At 69.8% G+C, this 17,439-nt stretch carries 14 protein-coding genes and 1 pseudogene; 9 read left to right on the forward strand and 6 right to left on the reverse strand.

All coding sequences use genetic code 11. The features are described 5' to 3' along the window. A pseudogene (locus ACK4TT_RS13865) lies at positions 1–190 on the forward strand (NUDIX hydrolase); the annotation flags it as partial. Here ACK4TT_RS13865 and ACK4TT_RS13870 read toward each other — a convergent pair. Both ACK4TT_RS13870 and ACK4TT_RS13875 read right to left on the reverse strand, forming a co-directional pair. Further along, on the reverse strand, positions 174–1,043 hold the full coding sequence (locus ACK4TT_RS13870; RefSeq protein WP_410213225.1) for an alpha/beta fold hydrolase: 870 nt from the start codon (positions 1,041–1,043) through the stop codon (positions 174–176). The pseudogene ACK4TT_RS13865 and the gene ACK4TT_RS13870 sit on opposite strands and share 17 nt — an antisense overlap. Before the next feature lie 11 nt (positions 1,044–1,054). Then, complete coding sequence (locus ACK4TT_RS13875) at positions 1,055–1,915, reverse strand: NAD(P)-dependent oxidoreductase (protein ID WP_409640085.1); 861 nt, start codon at positions 1,913–1,915, stop codon at positions 1,055–1,057. Positions 1,916–2,003: 88 nt separating this feature from the next. Here ACK4TT_RS13875 and ACK4TT_RS13880 point away from each other — a divergent pair, with 88 nt between their 5' ends. The 5 genes from ACK4TT_RS13880 (at position 2,004) to ACK4TT_RS13900 (ending at position 8,275) form a co-directional block, all read left to right on the forward strand. After that, a complete protein-coding gene (locus tag ACK4TT_RS13880) occupies positions 2,004–2,909 on the forward strand; it encodes a flagellar motor protein MotB (RefSeq protein WP_409640088.1) in 906 nt (301 codons plus the stop codon). 77 nt (positions 2,910–2,986) lie between these two features. Then, positions 2,987–3,751 (forward strand): arginyltransferase, encoded by a 765-nt coding sequence (locus ACK4TT_RS13885; RefSeq protein ID WP_409640092.1) that lies wholly within the window; start codon positions 2,987–2,989, stop codon positions 3,749–3,751. Between the two features lie 98 nt (positions 3,752–3,849). Beyond that, positions 3,850–4,521 (forward strand): chromosomal replication initiator DnaA, encoded by a 672-nt coding sequence (locus ACK4TT_RS13890; protein ID WP_409640095.1) that lies wholly within the window; start codon positions 3,850–3,852, stop codon positions 4,519–4,521. A 66-nt stretch (positions 4,522–4,587) separates the two neighbouring features. Then, the gene (locus ACK4TT_RS13895; RefSeq protein WP_409640098.1) at positions 4,588–6,795 is read left to right on the forward strand and encodes an RNA degradosome polyphosphate kinase; all 2,208 of its coding nucleotides are present in this window, start codon (positions 4,588–4,590) and stop codon (positions 6,793–6,795) included. Then, entirely contained in the window at positions 6,776–8,275 is a 1,500-nt protein-coding gene (locus ACK4TT_RS13900) for a Ppx/GppA family phosphatase (RefSeq protein WP_410213226.1), read from the forward strand. Before ACK4TT_RS13895 ends, ACK4TT_RS13900 begins: the two co-directional genes overlap by 20 nt. Positions 8,276–8,707: 432 nt before the next feature. Here ACK4TT_RS13900 and rnd read toward each other — a convergent pair whose 3' ends face one another. Beyond that, positions 8,708–9,886: a ribonuclease D gene (gene rnd, locus ACK4TT_RS13905; protein WP_410213227.1), complete on the reverse strand. Its 1,179-nt coding sequence runs from the start codon at positions 9,884–9,886 to the stop codon at positions 8,708–8,710. An 82-nt stretch (positions 9,887–9,968) separates the two neighbouring features. On the opposite strand from rnd, the gene purM reads away from it, so the two are divergent. The 3 genes from purM to ACK4TT_RS13920 all read left to right on the forward strand — a co-directional run bounded on the left by purM (position 9,969) and on the right by ACK4TT_RS13920 (position 12,596). After that, positions 9,969–10,994, forward strand: a complete 1,026-nt coding sequence (gene purM, locus ACK4TT_RS13910) for a phosphoribosylformylglycinamidine cyclo-ligase (RefSeq protein ID WP_410213228.1) — start codon at positions 9,969–9,971, stop codon at positions 10,992–10,994. A gap of 67 nt (positions 10,995–11,061) precedes the next feature. Then, positions 11,062–11,850, forward strand: a complete 789-nt coding sequence (locus ACK4TT_RS13915) for a DUF3313 domain-containing protein (protein ID WP_409640110.1) — start codon at positions 11,062–11,064, stop codon at positions 11,848–11,850. After that, the gene (locus ACK4TT_RS13920) at positions 11,847–12,596 is read left to right on the forward strand and encodes a hypothetical protein (RefSeq protein ID WP_409640113.1); all 750 of its coding nucleotides are present in this window, start codon (positions 11,847–11,849) and stop codon (positions 12,594–12,596) included. Before ACK4TT_RS13915 ends, ACK4TT_RS13920 begins: the two co-directional genes overlap by 4 nt. On the opposite strand, the gene ACK4TT_RS13925 is transcribed toward ACK4TT_RS13920, so the two are convergent. Genes ACK4TT_RS13925 through ACK4TT_RS13935 form a run of 3 tightly spaced genes read right to left on the reverse strand, consistent with a single transcriptional unit; the run spans position 12,577 to position 17,272 of the window. After that, complete coding sequence (locus tag ACK4TT_RS13925; RefSeq protein ID WP_409640116.1) at positions 12,577–13,632, reverse strand: 2-oxoacid:ferredoxin oxidoreductase subunit beta; 1,056 nt, start codon at positions 13,630–13,632, stop codon at positions 12,577–12,579. The genes ACK4TT_RS13920 and ACK4TT_RS13925 overlap by 20 nt on opposite strands. Beyond that, positions 13,629–15,434 (reverse strand): 2-oxoacid:acceptor oxidoreductase subunit alpha, encoded by a 1,806-nt coding sequence (locus ACK4TT_RS13930; protein WP_409640119.1) that lies wholly within the window; start codon positions 15,432–15,434, stop codon positions 13,629–13,631. The genes ACK4TT_RS13925 and ACK4TT_RS13930 overlap by 4 nt, the downstream gene beginning before the upstream one ends. A 23-nt stretch (positions 15,435–15,457) precedes the next feature. Beyond that, the gene (locus ACK4TT_RS13935; RefSeq protein ID WP_409640123.1) at positions 15,458–17,272 is read right to left on the reverse strand and encodes an FAD-dependent oxidoreductase; all 1,815 of its coding nucleotides are present in this window, start codon (positions 17,270–17,272) and stop codon (positions 15,458–15,460) included. Between the last annotated feature and the right edge of the window lie 167 nt (positions 17,273–17,439).

Consider the following 17,439-nt stretch of genomic DNA (forward strand, 5'->3'; position numbering starts at 1 on the left):
GGCGCCCGCCGCCAACGAGCCCGGCGCGACGGTGCGCTCGCACGCCTACGCCGTGCAGGTGGAAGGCCGCGTCCAGGCCCGGGCCGAGATCGAGGAGCTGCTCTGGATCGACCCGGCGGCGCCGCCGGACGTTCCGATCGCCCCGCTGCTGGCCCGCCGCATCCTGCCCGCCATCACCGTGGGGCGCTGAGCCAGTCCTCCAGGATGACGTTCACCGCCTCAGGCGCCTCCTGCTGCACCCAGTGTGAGACGTCCGGCAGGCGGCGGATCGTGAGGTCCTCGACGTAAGCGTCCGTCCCGTCGAGCGTTTCCAGGCCGAGCGCCGCATCGGCCTCCCCCCAGATGACCAGCGTCGGCGTCTCGATCCTGGGCCACGGCCCGGCCATGAGGCCCGGGTGGCGCGCCGCCGCGCGGTACCAGTTCACCATCGCCGTCATGGCGCCGGGACGCTGGGCGTCACGGGCATACCGGTCCAGCACCTCGTCGGGGAATCGACTCTTGTCGATGGCCATGCCGCGGAACGCCCGGCGGATCGCCCGCGCGTCGCCGGCGGTGTTCAGCCATTCCGGCAGGCCGGGAATCTGGAACAGAAACATGTACCAGGAGCGCAGGAGCTGGCGCGGGGAGCTGCGCAGAACCTTCGCGAACACCGCCGGGTGCGGCACGTTCATGATCACCAGTCGCTCCAGCGGCCGCACCTTGTGGGCCGCGAACGCCCAGGCCACGGCCGCGCCCCAGTCGTGGCCGATCAACGTGACCTCTTTCGCCCCGCTGGCGTCGATCAGGCCCGCCACGTCCTCCAGCAACCGCTCGATGCGGTAGCTCGCCACGTCCTGCGGCCGGGGCTCCGTCTCACCATAGCCCCTGAGGTCCGGCGCCCAGGCCCGGTAGCCCATCTGAGCCAGCAGCGGCAGATGGAAGCGCCACGAGAACCGGCTCTCCGGGAAGCCATGCAGGCAGAGCGCCAGCCGGTCGCCCTCCCCCGCCTCATCCACGGCGAAGCGGAAGCCGTTCGCCTCTATGGTCCTGGTGATGATCCCCATGCCCCAGCTCCCTACTTCGGCGGTTCGAGCCGGGCGACCAAGCTTGAGGTGTCCCAGCGGCTCCCGCCCAGCGCCTGCACCTCGGCGTAGAAGCGGTCGACCATGGCGGTCATCTCCAGTTTCGCGCCGTTGCGGGTGGCCTCATCCAGCAGCAGGCCCAGGTCCTTGCGCATCCAGTCGACGGCGAAGCCGAAGTCGAACCTGCCCTCGCTCATGGTCTTCCAGCGGTTGTCCATCTGCCAGGACTGCGCCGCGCCCTTTGAGATCGCCTCGAACACGCCCTGGGCGTCGAGCCCGGCGCGCCTGGCGAAATGCAGGCCTTCGGCCAGCCCCTGGACCACGCCGGCGATGCAGATCTGGTTGACCATCTTGGTGAGCTGGCCCGAGCCCGGCCCGCCCATCAGCCGGCTGGCCTTGGCGTAGGACGCCATGACCGGCTCGGCCTTGACGTAGGCCGCCTCATCGCCGCCGCACATGATGGTGAGCTGGCCGTTCTCGGCCCCGGCCTGACCGCCCGAGACCGGGGCGTCCATGAAGGCGCGGCCGCTCCGGGCCGCCAGCTCGGCCATCTCGCGCGCGACCACGGCGGAGGTCGTGGTATGGTCGACGATCACCGCGCCCTCGGCCAGCATCGGAAGGGCCTCGGAGACGACCTGGCGGACGTCGTCGTCGTCGCCGACGCACAGCACCAGCACCTCTGCGCCCCGCGCCGCCTCGGCCGCGGTCTCGCCAGAACGCCCCCCGTGGACCTCGACCCAGCGCCGGGCCTTGTCGGGGCTGCGGTTGTAGACCGACACCTCGTGGCCGGCCCTGACCAGGTGCCCCGCCATCGGGAAGCCCATCACGCCCAGGCCCGCGAACGCCACCTTCATACTGCCCTCCTCGCCGTGCTGCGCCGCAACGCCATCTTAACGCGCGGCTGCGACGTTGCCCTCGTATCAGCCTTAAGGTGCGCGAACCATGTCGGTGGGCGATCAGCCGATCCTCATCAAGAAGGTCAAGAAGGGCGGTGGCGGCGGCCATCACGGCGGCGCCTGGAAGGTGGCCTACGCCGACTTCGTGACCGCGATGATGGCCTTCTTCCTGCTGATGTGGCTCATCAACACCACCAGCCCCGAGCAGAAGCGCGGCATCGCCGACTACTTCGCCCCGGCCAGCGTCTCCGAGACGACCTCCGGCGCCGGCGGCATCCTGGCCGGCACGGCGCTGGGGAACGACGGCTCCAAGAGCTCGGGGGCGGCCTCGATCATCGAGGAGCTGGCGCCCGATTCCCGCAACCCGAACGACGGCAAGAACCACGAGGCGGCCAAGGCCGAGTCCCTGGACGCGGCCTCGACCCAGGCGTTGCGCGACGCGCTGCAGCGCCGCGAGGCGGCCGCCTTCGCCTCGGCCGCCCAGTCCCTGCGCCAGTCGCTGCAGGACATGCCCGAGCTCGCCGAACTGTCCAAGAACATCATCATCGACCAGACGCCCGAGGGCCTGCGCATCCAGCTCGTGGATCAGGAGGGCCGCTCGATGTTCAACCAGGGCTCGTCCCAGCCGAACGACCGGGCCAAGCTGCTGCTGCGAGCCGTCTCCAAGGTGATCAACCAACTGCCCAACCGCGTCAGCATCTACGGCCACACCAGCGCCAACGCGAACGGCGCCAGGGCCGAGGGCGACTGGCCGCTGTCGGCGGCCCGCGCCGATGCGTCGCGGCGCATCCTGCAAGGCTCTGGCGTCGACGCCGACCGCATCTACCAGGTTTCGGGCAAGGCCAGTTCGGAGCCGCTCTACCCCGACGATCCCACCCTTCCCGGCAACCGCCGCATCGCCATCGTGTTGCTGCGCGAGGCGCCGGTGCTGCCGCCCGACCCCGCGTTGTGACGCAAGCGCCTTGCGCAACCGCCCGCCATGACGCCTAATCTCACCGGGGCGCTTGATCTGAGGGCGAACGCAGGTCCGTGACGCAGCATTTTCCGACTCGTCAGCTCCGGTTCTTCCTGACGGCGCCCTCGCCTTGCCCGTACCTGCCTGAGCGCCACGAACGGAAGGTGTTCGCCCACCTGCCCCTCTCGGACGGCGCCGCCGTGAACGACAGCCTGACCCAGGTCGGCTTCCGGCGCTCCCAGAACATCGCCTACCGCCCGGCCTGCGAGGCCTGCACGGCCTGCGTCTCGGCCCGGATCCCGGTCGCCGACTACCTGTTCTCCCGCTCCGAGCGGAAGGCCCTGGCCCGCAACGAGGACCTTCAGCGCCATCTGGTCGAGGCCGAGGCGACCATGGAGCAGTTCGACCTGCTCCGGCGCTATCTGCTGGCCCGCCACGCCGACGGCGGGATGGCCGAGATGACCTGGCCCGACTATGTCGCCATGGTCGAGGACACCGCCGTCCGGACCCACATCATCGAGTACCGCGCCAAGTCCGCCGACGGCGGCCCGGGCGAACTCGTAGCCTGCGCGCTGGTGGATCTGATGAGCGACGGCCTGTCGCTGGTCTACAGCTTCTACGACCCCACCATGACCCGCCGCAGCCTGGGCTCGTTCATGATCCTGGACCACGTGATCCAGGCCTGCCTGACGAACCTGCCCTACGTCTATCTGGGCTACTGGGTCCGTGGCTCCGAGAAGATGGACTACAAGGTCCGCTTCTCCCCGATCGAGCTGCTCAAGCCCGAGGGCTGGACGCTGATGTCGGCGCGCGACCTCAAGCCCGGCGAGCCGTCCTGAGGCTGTGAATGGCGGGGATGGCCCCGCCGCCCCGGTGGCGTCCTGCCGGCCGGATTTGCTAGACTGTCCCTCGTGAGTTCTTCCATCGGATCAGGCGCATGGCGCGGCAGCTTCGGCTGAGGCTCGATCGCGCGGCGGCCTATTCCCGCGACGATTTCGTGGTCGGCCCCTCGAACGCCCAGGCGGTGGCGCGGATCGACGCCTGGCCCGCCTGGTACGGCGGGGCCCTGGCGCTCGTCGGACCCGAGGGCAGCGGCAAGACCCACCTCGCCCGCGCCTGGGCCGACGCCGTGGGCGCGGCCGTGCTGGACCGGAACGCGCCCGACGTGGCCCTGGCGGCCGGACGCCCCGTGCTGGTCGAGGACATGGATCAGGGCGCGCCAGACGAGGCGCTGTTCCACCTGATCAACCTGGCGGCGCGCGAGGGCGGCGGCCTGCTGATGACCGCGCGCCGGCCGCCAGCCGCCTGGCGCGCCGGCCTGCCCGATCTGCGTTCGCGGCTGAACGCCCTTCCGGTCGCCGAGATCGAGCCGCCGGACGACGCCGTGCTGGAAGGCGTGCTCCGCAAATTCTTCCGGGATCGGAACATTCGCCCCCCCGAGGAGGTCTATCCCTACCTCCTGCGCCGCATGGGCCGGTCGATCCCGGACGCCGCCGAGATCGTGCGGCGCCTGGATGAGGCCGGAGACGGCGATTTCCGCCCAGTCACCCGCGTCCTCGCCCGCCAAATCCTTGAGGGCGATAACCAAAATCTTGACCTTTTCGAATGAAGACTGTTCCCCGCTTGGCGGCAGGTTAACCTCAGACACCGCTTCCGCCGCCCCGGAGCCGTCCCGATGACCTATTCCCCGCCTCTCGCCTCGCAATCCGCGAACGACGGGGCGCGCGCCGAACTGGCCTGGGACGTCGAGCTGGCGGGCTCCCCCGCCCGTTTCTTCAACCGCGAGCTCTCGTGGCTGGCCTTCAACCGGCGCGTCCTGGCCGAGAGCATGAACCCGCGTCACCCCCTGCTGGAGCGGCTGCGGTTCCTGGCGATCAGCGCCAACAACCTCGACGAGTTCTACATGGTCCGCGTCGCGGGCCTTAAGGCCCAGGTGCGCGAGCGGGTCCGCGTCGTCAGCCAGGATGGGCTCATGCCGGCCGAACAGCTCGTGCGCGTGAACGCCGAGGCCGCCGACCTGATGGCCGACCAGCAGACCCGCTGGCGCGAGCTCACCGCCGAACTCGCCGAGGAGGGCTTGCGCGTGGTCGGCGCCGCCGACATTTCCGAAGCCGAGAAGGCCGCGCTCGAGGAACGCTTCCTCTCCGAGCTGTTCCCGGTGCTGACGCCGCTGGCCATCGACCCGGCGCACCCCTTCCCGTTCATCCCGAACCTGGCGTTCTCGCTGGTGCTGAACCTGCGCCGCCTGTCCGACGGGCGGCGTCTGCACGCCCTTGTGCCCCTGCCGGCCCAGGTCGCCCGGTTCTGGGAGCTCCAGGGCCCGAAGGGCGGCCGCCGGCGCGAGCGCCGCTACCTGTCGCTGGAGAGCGTGGTCACGCTCTTCCTCGACCATCTGTTCCCCGGCTGCGATATCGAGGAGCATGGGGTCTTCCGCCTGATCCGGGACTCTGACGTCGAGATCGAGGAAGAGGCCGAGGACCTGGTCCGCGAGTTCGAGGCCCTGCTGAAACAGCGCCGCATGGGCTCGGTGGTCCGCGTCGAGATCGAGGCGGCCATGGCCGACGACCTGCGCGGCTTCATCTGCGAGAACCTCGACGCCAATCCCGAGGACGTCATCCTCATCGACGGGCTGCTGGGCCTCGACGAGCTGTCGCAGCTCATCCCGCCGGACCGCCCCGACCTGAAGTTCAAGCCGTTCGAGCCGCGCTTCCCCGAGCGCATCCGGGACCACGGCGGGGACTGCTTCGCGGCCATCCGCGAGAAGGACATCCTGGTCCACCACCCCTTCGAAAGCTTCGACGTGGTGGTCCAGTTCCTGCGCCAGGCGGCCCGCGATCCGAACGTGCTCGCCATCAAGCAGACCCTCTACCGGACCTCGAAGGACAGCCCGATCGTCGCCGCCCTCATCGAAGCCGCCGACAATGGCAAGAACGTCACCGCCGTCGTCGAGATCAAGGCCCGCTTCGACGAGGAGGCCAATCTGAAGTGGGCCCGGGACCTCGAGCGGGCCGGCGTCCACGTGGTCTTCGGCTTCATCGAGTACAAGACCCACGCCAAGCTCTCGACGGTGGTCCGGCGCGAGGGCGACGCGCTCAGGACCTACTGCCACTTCGGGACCGGCAACTACCACCCGATCACGGCGCGCATCTACACCGACCTCAGCCTCTTCACGACCGACCCGGCGCTCGGCCGCGACGCCGCGCGGCTGTTCAACTTCGTCACCGGCTACGCCCAGCCGGCGAGCCTGGAGAAGCTGTCGTTCTCGCCGATCACCATGAAGCGCGACCTGCTCGCGCTGATCGGCCAGGAGGCCGAGAACGCCCGCGCCGGCCGTCCCGCCGCCATCTGGGCCAAGCTGAACGCCCTGGTGGACGGCGAGATCGTCGACGCCCTCTACGCCGCCAGCCAGGCGGGCGTGTCCATCGACCTCGTGGTCCGTGGCATTTGCTGCCTGCGTCCCGGCGTCCCCGGCCTCTCCGAGAACATCCGGGTGAAGTCCATTGTGGGCCGCTTCCTGGAGCACGCCCGGATCGTGGCCTTCGCCAACGGCCACGCCATGCCCTCGGCCCAGGCCCGGGTGTTCATCTCGTCGGCCGACTGGATGCCGCGCAACCTCGACCGCCGGGTCGAATGCCTGACGCCCATCGAGAACCCGACCGTCCACCAGCAGGTGCTCCAGCAGATCATGCTGGCCAACCTGAAGGACGAGGCCCAGAGCTGGACCTTGGACGACGACGGCCGCTATAGGCGGGACCCGTCCTGGGACCACCCCAACGCTTTCTCCGCGCACGAGTATTTCATGACCAATCCAAGCCTCTCAGGCAGAGGTCAGCGAGTGAAGGACATGCCGCGCGCGATCGACCATGTGGCCTCGCGCGGATAGCCCCCGGCCCGAAGCCCGCCAGGCCGCCGTCATCGACGTCGGCTCCAACTCCGTCCGTCTCGTGATCTATCGGGTGGACGGGCGCGCGCTCTGGACGGTTTACAACGAAAAGGTCGTGGCGGGCCTCGGCCGGGACCTGCCGGCCACCGGCCGCCTGTCGCCCGAGGGCGTGGAGGCCGCGATCCAGGCCCTGCGCCGCTTCCGGGCGGTGCTGGACGGCTGGCGCGCCAGCGAGGTGACGACGGCGGGAACCGCGGCCGTGCGCGAGGCCGCGGACGGCGCAACCTTCGTCAAGCGCGTCAAGGACGAGGCCGGACTTGAGATCCGCGTGCTCTCCGGCGAGGAGGAAGCCCACTACGCGGCCATGGGCGTCGTGGCCGGCGATCCCAGCGCCCAGGGCGTGGTGGGCGACCTCGGCGGCTCCAGCCTGGAGCTCGTGCGTCTGAACGGGACCGGTCCGGTCGAAGGCGCGACCCTGCCGCTCGGCCCCTTCGCGCTCGGCGCCCCCAAGCCCCTGGACGTGGACCGCGTGCGCCGCGCCGTGGACGTCCAGCTCGCCCCGCACGCCAACCGTTTCGCCAGCCGGGACTTCCATGCAGTCGGCGGCGCCTGGCGCAACCTCGCGCTCCTGCACATGCAGCTCGCCGACTATCCGCTGCACGTGGCCCACCAGTACGAGATGAGCCGGGCGGACGCCCTGGACGTCACCCGCTTCGTCGAGCGCCAGTCGAAGTCCTCGCTGGAGCGCATCCAAGGGCTGTCGAAGAAGCGCTTCGACACCCTGCCCTATTCCGCCCTGGTCCTGGACCAGCTCATCGAGCGCCTGGGCGTCGAGCGCATCGTCATCTCGGCCTACGGCGTGCGCGAGGGCATGCTGCTGGAGGCCATGCCCGCCGCCGTCCGCACGCGCGATCCGCTGATCGAGGGCTGCGAGGCGCTCACCGCCCAGAAGGGTGTCTCGCCCGAGCTGGGCCCGGTCCTCGAAGCCTGGATCGCGCCTACGTTTGAGAAGCTCGCCCCCGTATTCGGGGACCGTGAGCGCATCCTGACGGCGGCGGCCTGCCGGCTGGCCGACCTGGGCGCCCGCCTGCACCCGGACCATCGCGCCGACCTCGCCTTCGAGCAGGTCCTGCGCGCGCCGATCGCCGGCATGACCCACCCGGAGCGGGCGTTCCTGGCCTGCGCCATGTTCGCCCGCCATTCCTCGGCGCCCAGTCCGCCCGACAGCGGCGCCGTCGGCCGCATTCTGTCGACGGAACGGCGCCAGCGGGCCCGCGCCCTCGGTTCGGCCATCCGTCTGGGCTGCGACCTCTCCGGCCGCAATCCGCGCCTGTTGGAGAAGTCGAGCCTCGCGCTCGTGGACGGACGCCTCGCCCTGACCACCCTGCCGGGCTGGGAGGACATGCTGCTAGGGGAACAGACGGCCAAACGCGCACAGTCCCTGGCCCAGGCGCTGAAGGTGCGCCTCGATATCGGCTGATATCGGCTGACGCCGCATAGCAAGAGGGCGGCGCCCCGGTTTCCCGGAACACCGCCCTCTGAACCAGATCCGTTGGGGGATCTGAGCCTTCGAGGTCGGAGGGGATCTCCGCTCCGCCGGTCGCCCGGCTCGGCCTCGCTCCGTCTCCGGTATCCCTTCAGGCCGGTCGGATCCCGGGGTCGCCCCCGCAACTTCACCGCCCTGGAGGAGCCTTCCGCCCGCCTGGCTTTCCGGTCTCCCGGTCCGCCGCGCCGCGGTCCCTCTCGGCAAGGTCACGATCAACCAACCCCGCCCCGGCGGCAAGCGGCGGCGCTGGCGGCCCTGTGAACGATCCGCTGACGAACAGGTGGACAGCCTGTGGAGAACGCTGTTCCGCGGAAAAATCCACCAGCGTTCTCAAGACCTTCGACTTATCCTCAGGAGCGTGCGGGCTCAGCCCGCGGAGGCGGCCTTCGGCGCGCGGCGGACCTCCACGACCCGCACGCGGGCGCCGTCCAGCACCAGCGCGAGTTCGCCCCGCTTGAGCTTGAGCGCGTCCTCGCCGAACGCCTCGCGCCGCCAGCCCTTGAGGGCCGCGGTGTCGGCGTGATCGTTGTTGGCGATCAGCTCCAGGTCGGCCACCGTGGCGATCAGCTTGGAGGCGACGCCGGCCTCCTCGGCGCGGGCCTTCAGCAACACCTTCAGTAGCTCGACCACGGCGCCTGCCGCCGGAGATGCGGGCTGGCGCGTCTTCTCGATCACCGGCGCGTAGGCTTCCGGGTCCTTCAGCGCCTCGCGCACGGCGGCCAGCAGGTCCGGCCCGAACCGCGAGCCGGAGAAGCCCTTTGGCACCGAGCGCAGGCGGTCCAGGGCGTCGGGGTCGGTCGGAGCCTGGGTGGCGATCTCGTCGATCGCGTCGTCCTTCAGGATGCGTCCGCGCGGCTGGTCGCGGAGCTGGGCCGTGCGTTCGCGCCAGGCCGCCACCGCGCGATAGACGGCGAGGTACTTGGCCGTGTGCCGGCGCGGCCGCAGTCGCTTCCAGGCGTTCTCGGGCTCGACGTCGTAGTTGGCGGGATCGATGAGATCCTCCATCTCGTCGCGAACCCAGGCCAGGCGCCCCTCCCGCTCCAGCCGCTCGCGCAGCATGGGGAAGAGCCGGGCCAGGTGGGTCACGTCGGCCAGGGCGTAGGTGAGCTGGTTCTCGGTCAGCGGGCGGCGCGCCCAGTCGGTGAAGCGCGAGCTCTTGTCCAGCTCGATCTTCAACATCTGCCGCACCAGGGCGTCGTAGGCGATCTGCTCGCCGAAGCCGGCGGCCATGCCGGCCACCTGGGTGTCGAACAGCGGCCGGGGCATGGCGCCCAGGTTGTTGAAGATTTCCACGTCCTGGCGCGCGGCGTGGAAGACCTTCAGGATGCTCTCGTCGCGCAGGATGTCGAGGAAGCAGCCCAGGTCGATCCCGTCCGCCAGCGGGTCGATCACCGCCTCGGCGTTGGGCGCCGCGGCCTGGATCAGGCAGAGCTTGGGCCAGTACGTGGTCTCGCGCATGAACTCGGTGTCCACCGCGACGAAAGGCTGGCCCTTGAGCTTGTCGCAGAACGCCGCGAGGTCCGCGGTGGTTGTGATAGTCGGCATTGATTAGCTATAGCCCCGCGCGCGACCGAGTCTGCAAGTGCGCGATGCGCGCGCGGCTCCAATTCCTTTATAGGCTTCCTGAATGTCCGAGCGCCCGAACGGTCTCACCTACGCCCAAGCGGGCGTCGACATAGACGCAGGCAACGCGCTCGTCGAGCGGATCAAGCCTTTGGCGAAGTCCACGCGCCGTTCAGGGGCCGAGGCGTCGCTTGGCGGCTTCGGCGCGCTGTTCGACCTGAAGGCGGCCGGCTACGACGATCCGCTGCTGGTCACCACGACCGACGGCGTGGGCACCAAGCTGAAGGTCGCGATCGAGACCGGAATCCACGACACGGTCGGCGTCGACCTGGTGGGCATGTGCGTCAACGACCTGTTGGCACAGGGCGCCGAGCCGCTGATGTTCCTGGACTACTACGCCACCGGGAAGCTCGACGTGGAGGCCGCCGCCGCGGTCGTCGCCGGCATCGCCGAGGGCTGCCGCCAGGCGGGCTGCGCCCTTGTGGGCGGCGAGACGGCCGAGATGCCCGGCATGTACGCCGAGGGCGACTACGACATGGCCGGCTTCTGCGTGGGCGCCGTCGACCGCGACAAGGTGCTGCCCCGCCTCGACGACCAGCGGCCCGGCGACCTGCTCGTGGGCCTGGCGTCCTCCGGCCCGCACTCCAACGGCTATTCGCTGATCCGCCGGATCGTCGAGCGTTCGGGCCTGGCCTGGGCCGCGCCCGCCCCCTTCGCCGAGGGCAAGACGCTGGCCGCGGCGCTGCTGGCGCCCACCCGCATCTATGTGAAGACCGTCCTGCCGCACCTGAAGGCGGGCCGGATCAGCGGCCTCGCCCACATCACCGGCGGCGGCCTGATCGAGAACCCGCCGCGCGCCATCGCCGAGGGCCTGGTTCCCCGCTTCGACTGGAACGCCTGGACCCTGCCGCCGGTCTTCGAGTGGCTTCAGGCCGCCGGCGGCGTCTCCGAGCATGAGATGCGCCGGACCTTCAACTGCGGCGTGGGCCTGGTGCTGATCGTGCATCCGGACGAGCTTCCAGCCGTACTTGAAGGGCTGGTCCGCGACGGGGAAGACGCCTTCGTGGTGGGCGAGCTCGCGAAAGCTTGACCTCACGCAACGCTTCGTCACGCGTTTCGGTCATGATGGCGCGATCGTCATCCTAGCCGGACGCCTCATGAAGCCGCTACTTGTCGTTCCCCTGATCCTGGCGCTGGCCGCCTGCACGACGCCCCCGAAGCCGTCCGGGTTCCTCACCAGCTACGAGGGCCTGACGCCGCGCAAGAACACCCTGCGCGCCAAGCTGTCCGAACGCCAGGACGCCGAGGCCCTGAAGGCGGTGAAGACGGTGCGGATCGAACCCACCCGGATCCATCCCTCGGCCCAGGCCGACTGGCTCAGCGAGGAGGAGCGCGCCCTGCTGCTGCGGGAAGCCGACGCCCAGCTCTGCTTCGAACTCTCCGAGCGCTACGACATCGCCAAGGAGGGCCAGGGCGACGCTCGCGTCCGCGCGGCCGTGACGCAGGTGGAAGGCACCGGTCGGGTCGCCTCGGCGGCTTCGGCGGCGGCCGGCTTCTTCATCCCCGGACCGCTGGGCCTGCGCGCGCCCGGAAGCCTGGGCGCCCTCGCCGCCGAGGCCGAGATGCTCACGCCCGACGGGCGTCAGCTCGCCGCCATCACCTGGGCCCGCGCCGCCACCGCCGTCGGCACCGACGATCCGTCGCTCAGCCGGATCGGCGACGCCCTGCAGTTCCTCGAGCCCTTCGCCGACGACGCGGCCAAGGCGATGAGCCCGCCGAAGACCAAGAGCCGCAAGATTCCCGACCCCGACCCCTGCGCCGAATACGGCCCCCGCTTCCGCGCCGCCGGCTGGGCCACCGGCAAGGTCACCGGCCTCTACGTGCCCGAGGTGAACAGCGCCAAGCCACCCGAAGAGCCGCCCAAGGAAGCGCCCCCGCAGAAATGAACATCCCCGTCCGCGCCCTCGCCATCATCCTGGCCGTCGCCTTCGCGATCGGCGCGCCCGCGTTCCAGAACGCCACGGGATGGGGGTTAACCGCCGCCGAGTTCGCCCAATCCGGCAACACCACCCTTAGGGCCGCCGGCTATGCCTTTTCCATCTGGGGCCTGCTCTACCTGGGCTTTGTGATCTACGCGGCCTACCAGGTCCTGCCACGCAACGCCTCGAATGCGGCCCTGAAGATCTTGGGCTGGCCGTCCGCCCTGGCCATCGCGGGCTGTGGCGCCTGGATCCTGGCCGCCGCCGTGGACGCCCGCTGGCCCAGCGTGGCGATCATCGTGCTGTCGGCGGCCGTGTTGACGACCGGCCTGCTGCGGGCCGGCAAGGGCAAGAGTCCGAGCGTCCTGGAGTGGCTGATGGTTTGGTGGCCGCTCGGTCTGCTGGCCGGCTGGCTGACCATCGCCTCGGCGGTGAACATCCTGACGGTCATGACGGCCGAGGGCCTGCTGCGCCCGGGCCAGGCGCCTCTGGCCGCCGCCGGCGGGCTGCTCGTCGTCCTGGCGGTCGCCTTAAGCGTCCTGCGGGCCTCGGGCCTGATCCCCTACGCCGCCGCCGTCGCCTGGGGCTTCGTGGCCGTCTGGGCGGCCGAGCGGGGCGACCAGCCGCTGATCGCCGCCCTGGCGCTGGGCTGCGCCGTCGTGCTGGGCCTCTTCGCCGCCTGGATGGTCCGGCCTAACGCAGGCCGGCGTTGATCGCGTCGAGCGCCGCCTGGCCGGGGACCAGCTCGGTCTCCGAGAGCTGGTTCAGGGGCGTGTCGACGGTGCCCACCGCGTCGTGCAGGTCGCCGGCGTTGGGGTCGACGTAGAGCAGGCCCGTCACGATCTGCCCCCGCGCCTGCCGGGCCTGGAGGTAGCCCAGGGCCTGGGCGCGATTGTTGGGATTGTACAGTTCGGCCAGCTTGTGCAGCGAGAGGATCGAGCCGTCGTGCTGCTGGACCCGGACGGTCTCGCCGGGCGCGTAGTCGACGTGGATCGGGTCGCGGGACGTGATGACGTCCAGCTTGTTCACCGCCTCGTTGTGCTCGCGCACATAGTCGAAGCTCTTGGTCGAACCCGGGTGGTTGTTGAACTGCACGCAGGGGCTGATGCAGTCGATGAAGGCCGCGCCCTTGTGGGCCAGGCCGGCCTTGATGAGCGGGACGAGCTGGGCCTTGTCGCCTGAGAAGCTGCGGGCCACGAAGGTCGCGCCCATCTGGAGGGCGAGGCTCACCATGTCGATGCCGGCGTCATGGTTGACCACGCCCCGCTTGGACTTCGAGCCCTTGTCCGAGGTGGCCGAGAACTGGCCCTTGGTGAGGCCGTACACCCCGTTGTTCTCGACGATGTAGAGCATGTTCACCCCGCGCCGGATGGCGTGGGCGAACTGGCCGAGCCCGATGGAGGCTGAGTCCCCGTCGCCCGAGACGCCCAGGTAGATAAGCTCCCGGTTGGCGAGGTTGGCGCCGGTCAGCACCGAGGGCATCCGGCCGTGGACGGTGTTGAAGCCGTGGCTGTTGCCCAGGAAGTAGTCCGGGGTCTTGGACGAGCAGCCGATGCCCGACAGCTTGGCCACGCGGTGCGGCGGCAGCTCCAGCTCGAAGCAGGCCTGGATGATCGCCGCCGAGATCGAGTCGTGGCCGCAGCCGGCGCACAGCGTCGAGACCGAGCCCTCGTAGTCGCGCCGGGTATAGCCCAGGCCGTTGATCGGCAGCTTCGGGTGATGCAGCTTGGGCTTGAGGATGTAGGTCATTCCGCCGCCTCGATCTGGCCCAGGTTCATGAGCTGGGCGATCTCGCCCGCGATGAACCGCGCGGTGATGGGGGTGCCGTCGTAGTGCAGGACGGGGACGAGCTTGGCCGGATCGACCCCGATCTCGGTCATCAGCAGGGTCCGGAGCTGGGCGTCGCGGTTCTGCTCGACCACGAAGACGCGCTCGTGGGCGGCGATGAACTCGTCCACCTCCGCCGGGAAGGGGAAGGCCCGGAGCCGCATGGCGTCCAGCTTGCGGCCCTGGGCCTCCAGCATCTCCAGCGCCTCGTGCATGGCCGGGCTGGTGGAGCCGAAATAGATCACCGCGTCCTTGGCCTTGCCCTTGGCCGGTCGGACGACGGGCTGGGGCACGAGGGTCTTGGCCGTCTCGAACTTGCGCAGCAGGCGCTGCATGTTGTCGACGTAGACCGCCCCCTCCTCGGAGTAGCGGGCATAGGGGTTTCGGGAGGTCCCGCGGGTGAAGTAGCCGCCCCTGGAGGGGTGCGTGCCGGGATAGGTGCGGTACGGAATCCCGTCGCCGTCCACCTCCTTGTAGCGGCCGAAGTCGGCCCCCGCCTCCAGCATCTCGGCGGTCATCACCTTGCCGCGGTCGAGCCTGCGGGCGTCGTCCCACTTGAAGGGCTCGGTCAGCCACTCGTTCATGCCGATGTCGAGGTCCAGCATGACGAAGACCGTCGTCTGCAGCCGGTCGGCGAGGTCGAAGGCCTGGGCTCCCATCTCGAAGCACTCGCCAGGATCGGCCGGCAGCAGCATGGGATGCTTGGTGTCGCCGTGGCTGGCGTAGGCGGCGGCCAGCAGGTCGGCCTGCTGGGTGCGGGTCGGCATGCCCGTCGAGGGCCCGCCCCGCTGGACGTCGAAGATCACCGCCGGGATCTCGGCGAAATAGCTGAGGCCGATGAACTCGGTCATCAGCGAGACGCCCGGGCCCGAGGTCGCCGTGAACGCCCGGCAGCCGTTCCAGCCCGCGCCCACCACCATGCCGATCGAGGCGATCTCGTCCTCGGCCTGGACGATGGCGTAGCGCGCCTTGCCGGTCTCGGGATCGGTGCGCAGCTTCTGGCAGTAGGCGGTGAAGGCCTCGGCCAGTGAGGTCGAGGGCGTGATCGGATACCAGGCGCAGACCGTGGCCCCGCCATAGACCGCCCCCAGGCCCGCGGCCTGGTTGCCCTCGACATAGATCCGGTCGCCCACGGCGTCGGCGCGGCGCACCTGGAGGCTGAGGGGCGAAAGATGCCGCTTCACATAGTCGAGGCCCATGTGCAGCGCCTCGACATTGGCCTTGATGAGCTTGTCGCGGCCGGCGAAATCCTCGGCCAGGAGGTCCTCGATGACCTGCGGCTCGATGCCAAGAAGCCCCGCCAAGGCCCCGACATAGATGATGTTCTTGAAGAGCTGCCGCTCGCGCGGCAAGTCGTATGCCTCGTTGCACATGGCCGTCAGCGGCACGCCGATGACGGTGATATCGTCGCGGAACCTCGAGGGCGGGATCGGCCGCGTGGAGTCGTAGAACAGGAACCCGCCGCTCTCGATCTCGGCCACGTCCCGGTCCCAGGTCTGCGGGTTCATGGCCACCATGACGTCGACCCCGCCGCGCCGGCCCAGGTGGCCCGCCTCGGTGATCCGCACCTCGTACCAGGTCGGCAGGCCCTGGATATTGGAGGGGAAGATGTTGCGCGCCGCCACCGGCACGCCCATCCGCAGGATCGAGCGGGCGAAGAGGCCGTTGGCGCTGGCCGAACCCGAGCCGTTCACATTGGCGAACTTGACGACGAAGTCGTTCACACGGGGCTTCCCAGCCTGGCTTTTCACCGGGTCCGGCATGCCGCCTCCGCCTTCGTCGTCTCGAGATAGAACTTGTGCATGTCCCAGGCGCCGGTCGGGCACCGCTCGGCGCAGAGGCCGCAGTGCAGGCAGACGTCCTCGTCCTTGACCATGATCCGGCCGGTGCCCAGGCGCCCCGAGACGTAGAGGTCCTGCTCGAAGTTGAGCGCCGGAGCCTTCAGCCGACCGCGCAGCTCATCCTCCTCCCCATCCTCGGTGAAGGTGATGCAGTCCATGGGGCAGATGTCGACGCAGGCGTCGCACTCGATGCAAAGCTTGTCGGTGAAGACGGTCTGGACGTCGCAGTTCAGGCACCGCTCGGCCTCGCGCAGCGCCAGCTCCTGGTCGTAGCCCAGTTCGACCTCCAGACGGACGTCCTTCAGGGCCTCGGCCTTCTCCCGCATGGGCACGCGGTAGCGGCGATCGTTCGAGACGTCGTTGTCGTAGCTCCACTCGTGGATGCCCATCTTCTGGCTGACCAGCGAGGCGTGCGGCCCCGGCCGGTCGCCCACGTCCCGGCCCTCGCAGAACAGGTGGATCGACACCGCCGCCTCGTGGCCGTGGGCGACGGCCCAGATGATGTTCTTCGGCCCGAAGGCCGCGTCGCCGCCGAAGAAGACGTTCGGCAGCGTGGATTGCATGGTGGTTTCGTCGACCTTGGGCAGCCCCCAGTCGTCGAATGCCAGGCCGATGTCGCGCTCGATCCAGGGAAAGGCGTTCTCCTGGCCCACGGCCACCAGCACGTCGTCGCATTCGTAGTGTTCGTCGGGCTGGCCCGACGGGACGAGCTTGCGGCGGCCCATGTCGTCGTAGCGGGCCTCCACCACCTCGAAGATGACACCGGTCAGGCGGCCGTTCTCGTGGGTGAATTCCTTGGGGACCCGATAGTTGATGATCGGGATGTCCTCGTGGATCGCATCCTCCTTCTCCCAGGGGGACGCCTTCATCTCGTCGAAGCCCGAGCGGACGATCACCTTGACGTCCTCGCCGCCCAGCCGGCGCGAGGTGCGGCAGCAGTCCATGGCCGTGTTGCCGCCGCCCAGCACGATCACACGGCGGCCGATCTTCCCGACGTGGCCGAACGAGACGGACGACAGCCAGTCGATGCCGATGTGGATGTTGGCGGCGGCCTCCTGCCGGCCCGGAAGGTCTAGGTCGCGGCCGCGCGGCGCGCCCGAACCCACGAAGACGGCGTCGAAACCCTGCTCCAGGAGGCCCTTGAGGCTGTCCACCCGCTGGCCCAGGCGCAGCTCCATGCCGCCCAGGCCAGTGACATAGCCCACCTCCTCATCGATCACCTCCTCGGGCAGGCGGAAGCGCGGAATCTGGCTGCGGATGAAGCCGCCGGCCTTGGCCTCGGCGTCGAACAGCACCAGTTCGTAGCCGAGCGGCGCGAGATCCCGGGCCACCGTCAGCGAGGCGGGCCCGGCGCCCACCAGCGCCACGCGGCGACCGTTCCGCGCCGTCACGGGCGGCGGCATGAGGGCGGCCACGTCCCCCTTGTTGTCCGCCGCCACGCGCTTCAGCCGGCAGATGGCCACCGGCTCTTCCTCCACCCGGCCGCGGCGGCAGGCCGGCTCGCACGGCCGGTCGCAGGTCCGCCCCAGCACGCCCGGGAAGACGTTGGAGCGCCAGTTGATCATGTAGGCGTCGGCGTACCGCCCTTCGGCGATCAGGCGGATGTATTCGGGCACCGGCGTGTGCGCCGGACAGGCCCACTGGCAATCGACGACCTTGTGGAAATAGTCGGACCCCTCGACCGACTCCTCGGCCAATCCCTCGGTACGCGTGCGCTGCAACAGTCGTTTCCTTCCCGACGCTCTACTCCCGAGGCGGCGAAGTCGGCATCTGCGGCGGCAGAGGCGGCTCCGCGCCCCGGCGCGGCGTCCATGATGGAAGGCTACGCCCGCAAATGCCCGGAAGCCAACCCATTCATGACCGTCGTTCCGCGATTTCCGTTCGGCGG

The sequence above is a fragment of the Phenylobacterium sp. genome (assembly GCF_046463815.1).
Lineage (GTDB): Bacteria > Pseudomonadota > Alphaproteobacteria > Caulobacterales > Caulobacteraceae > Phenylobacterium.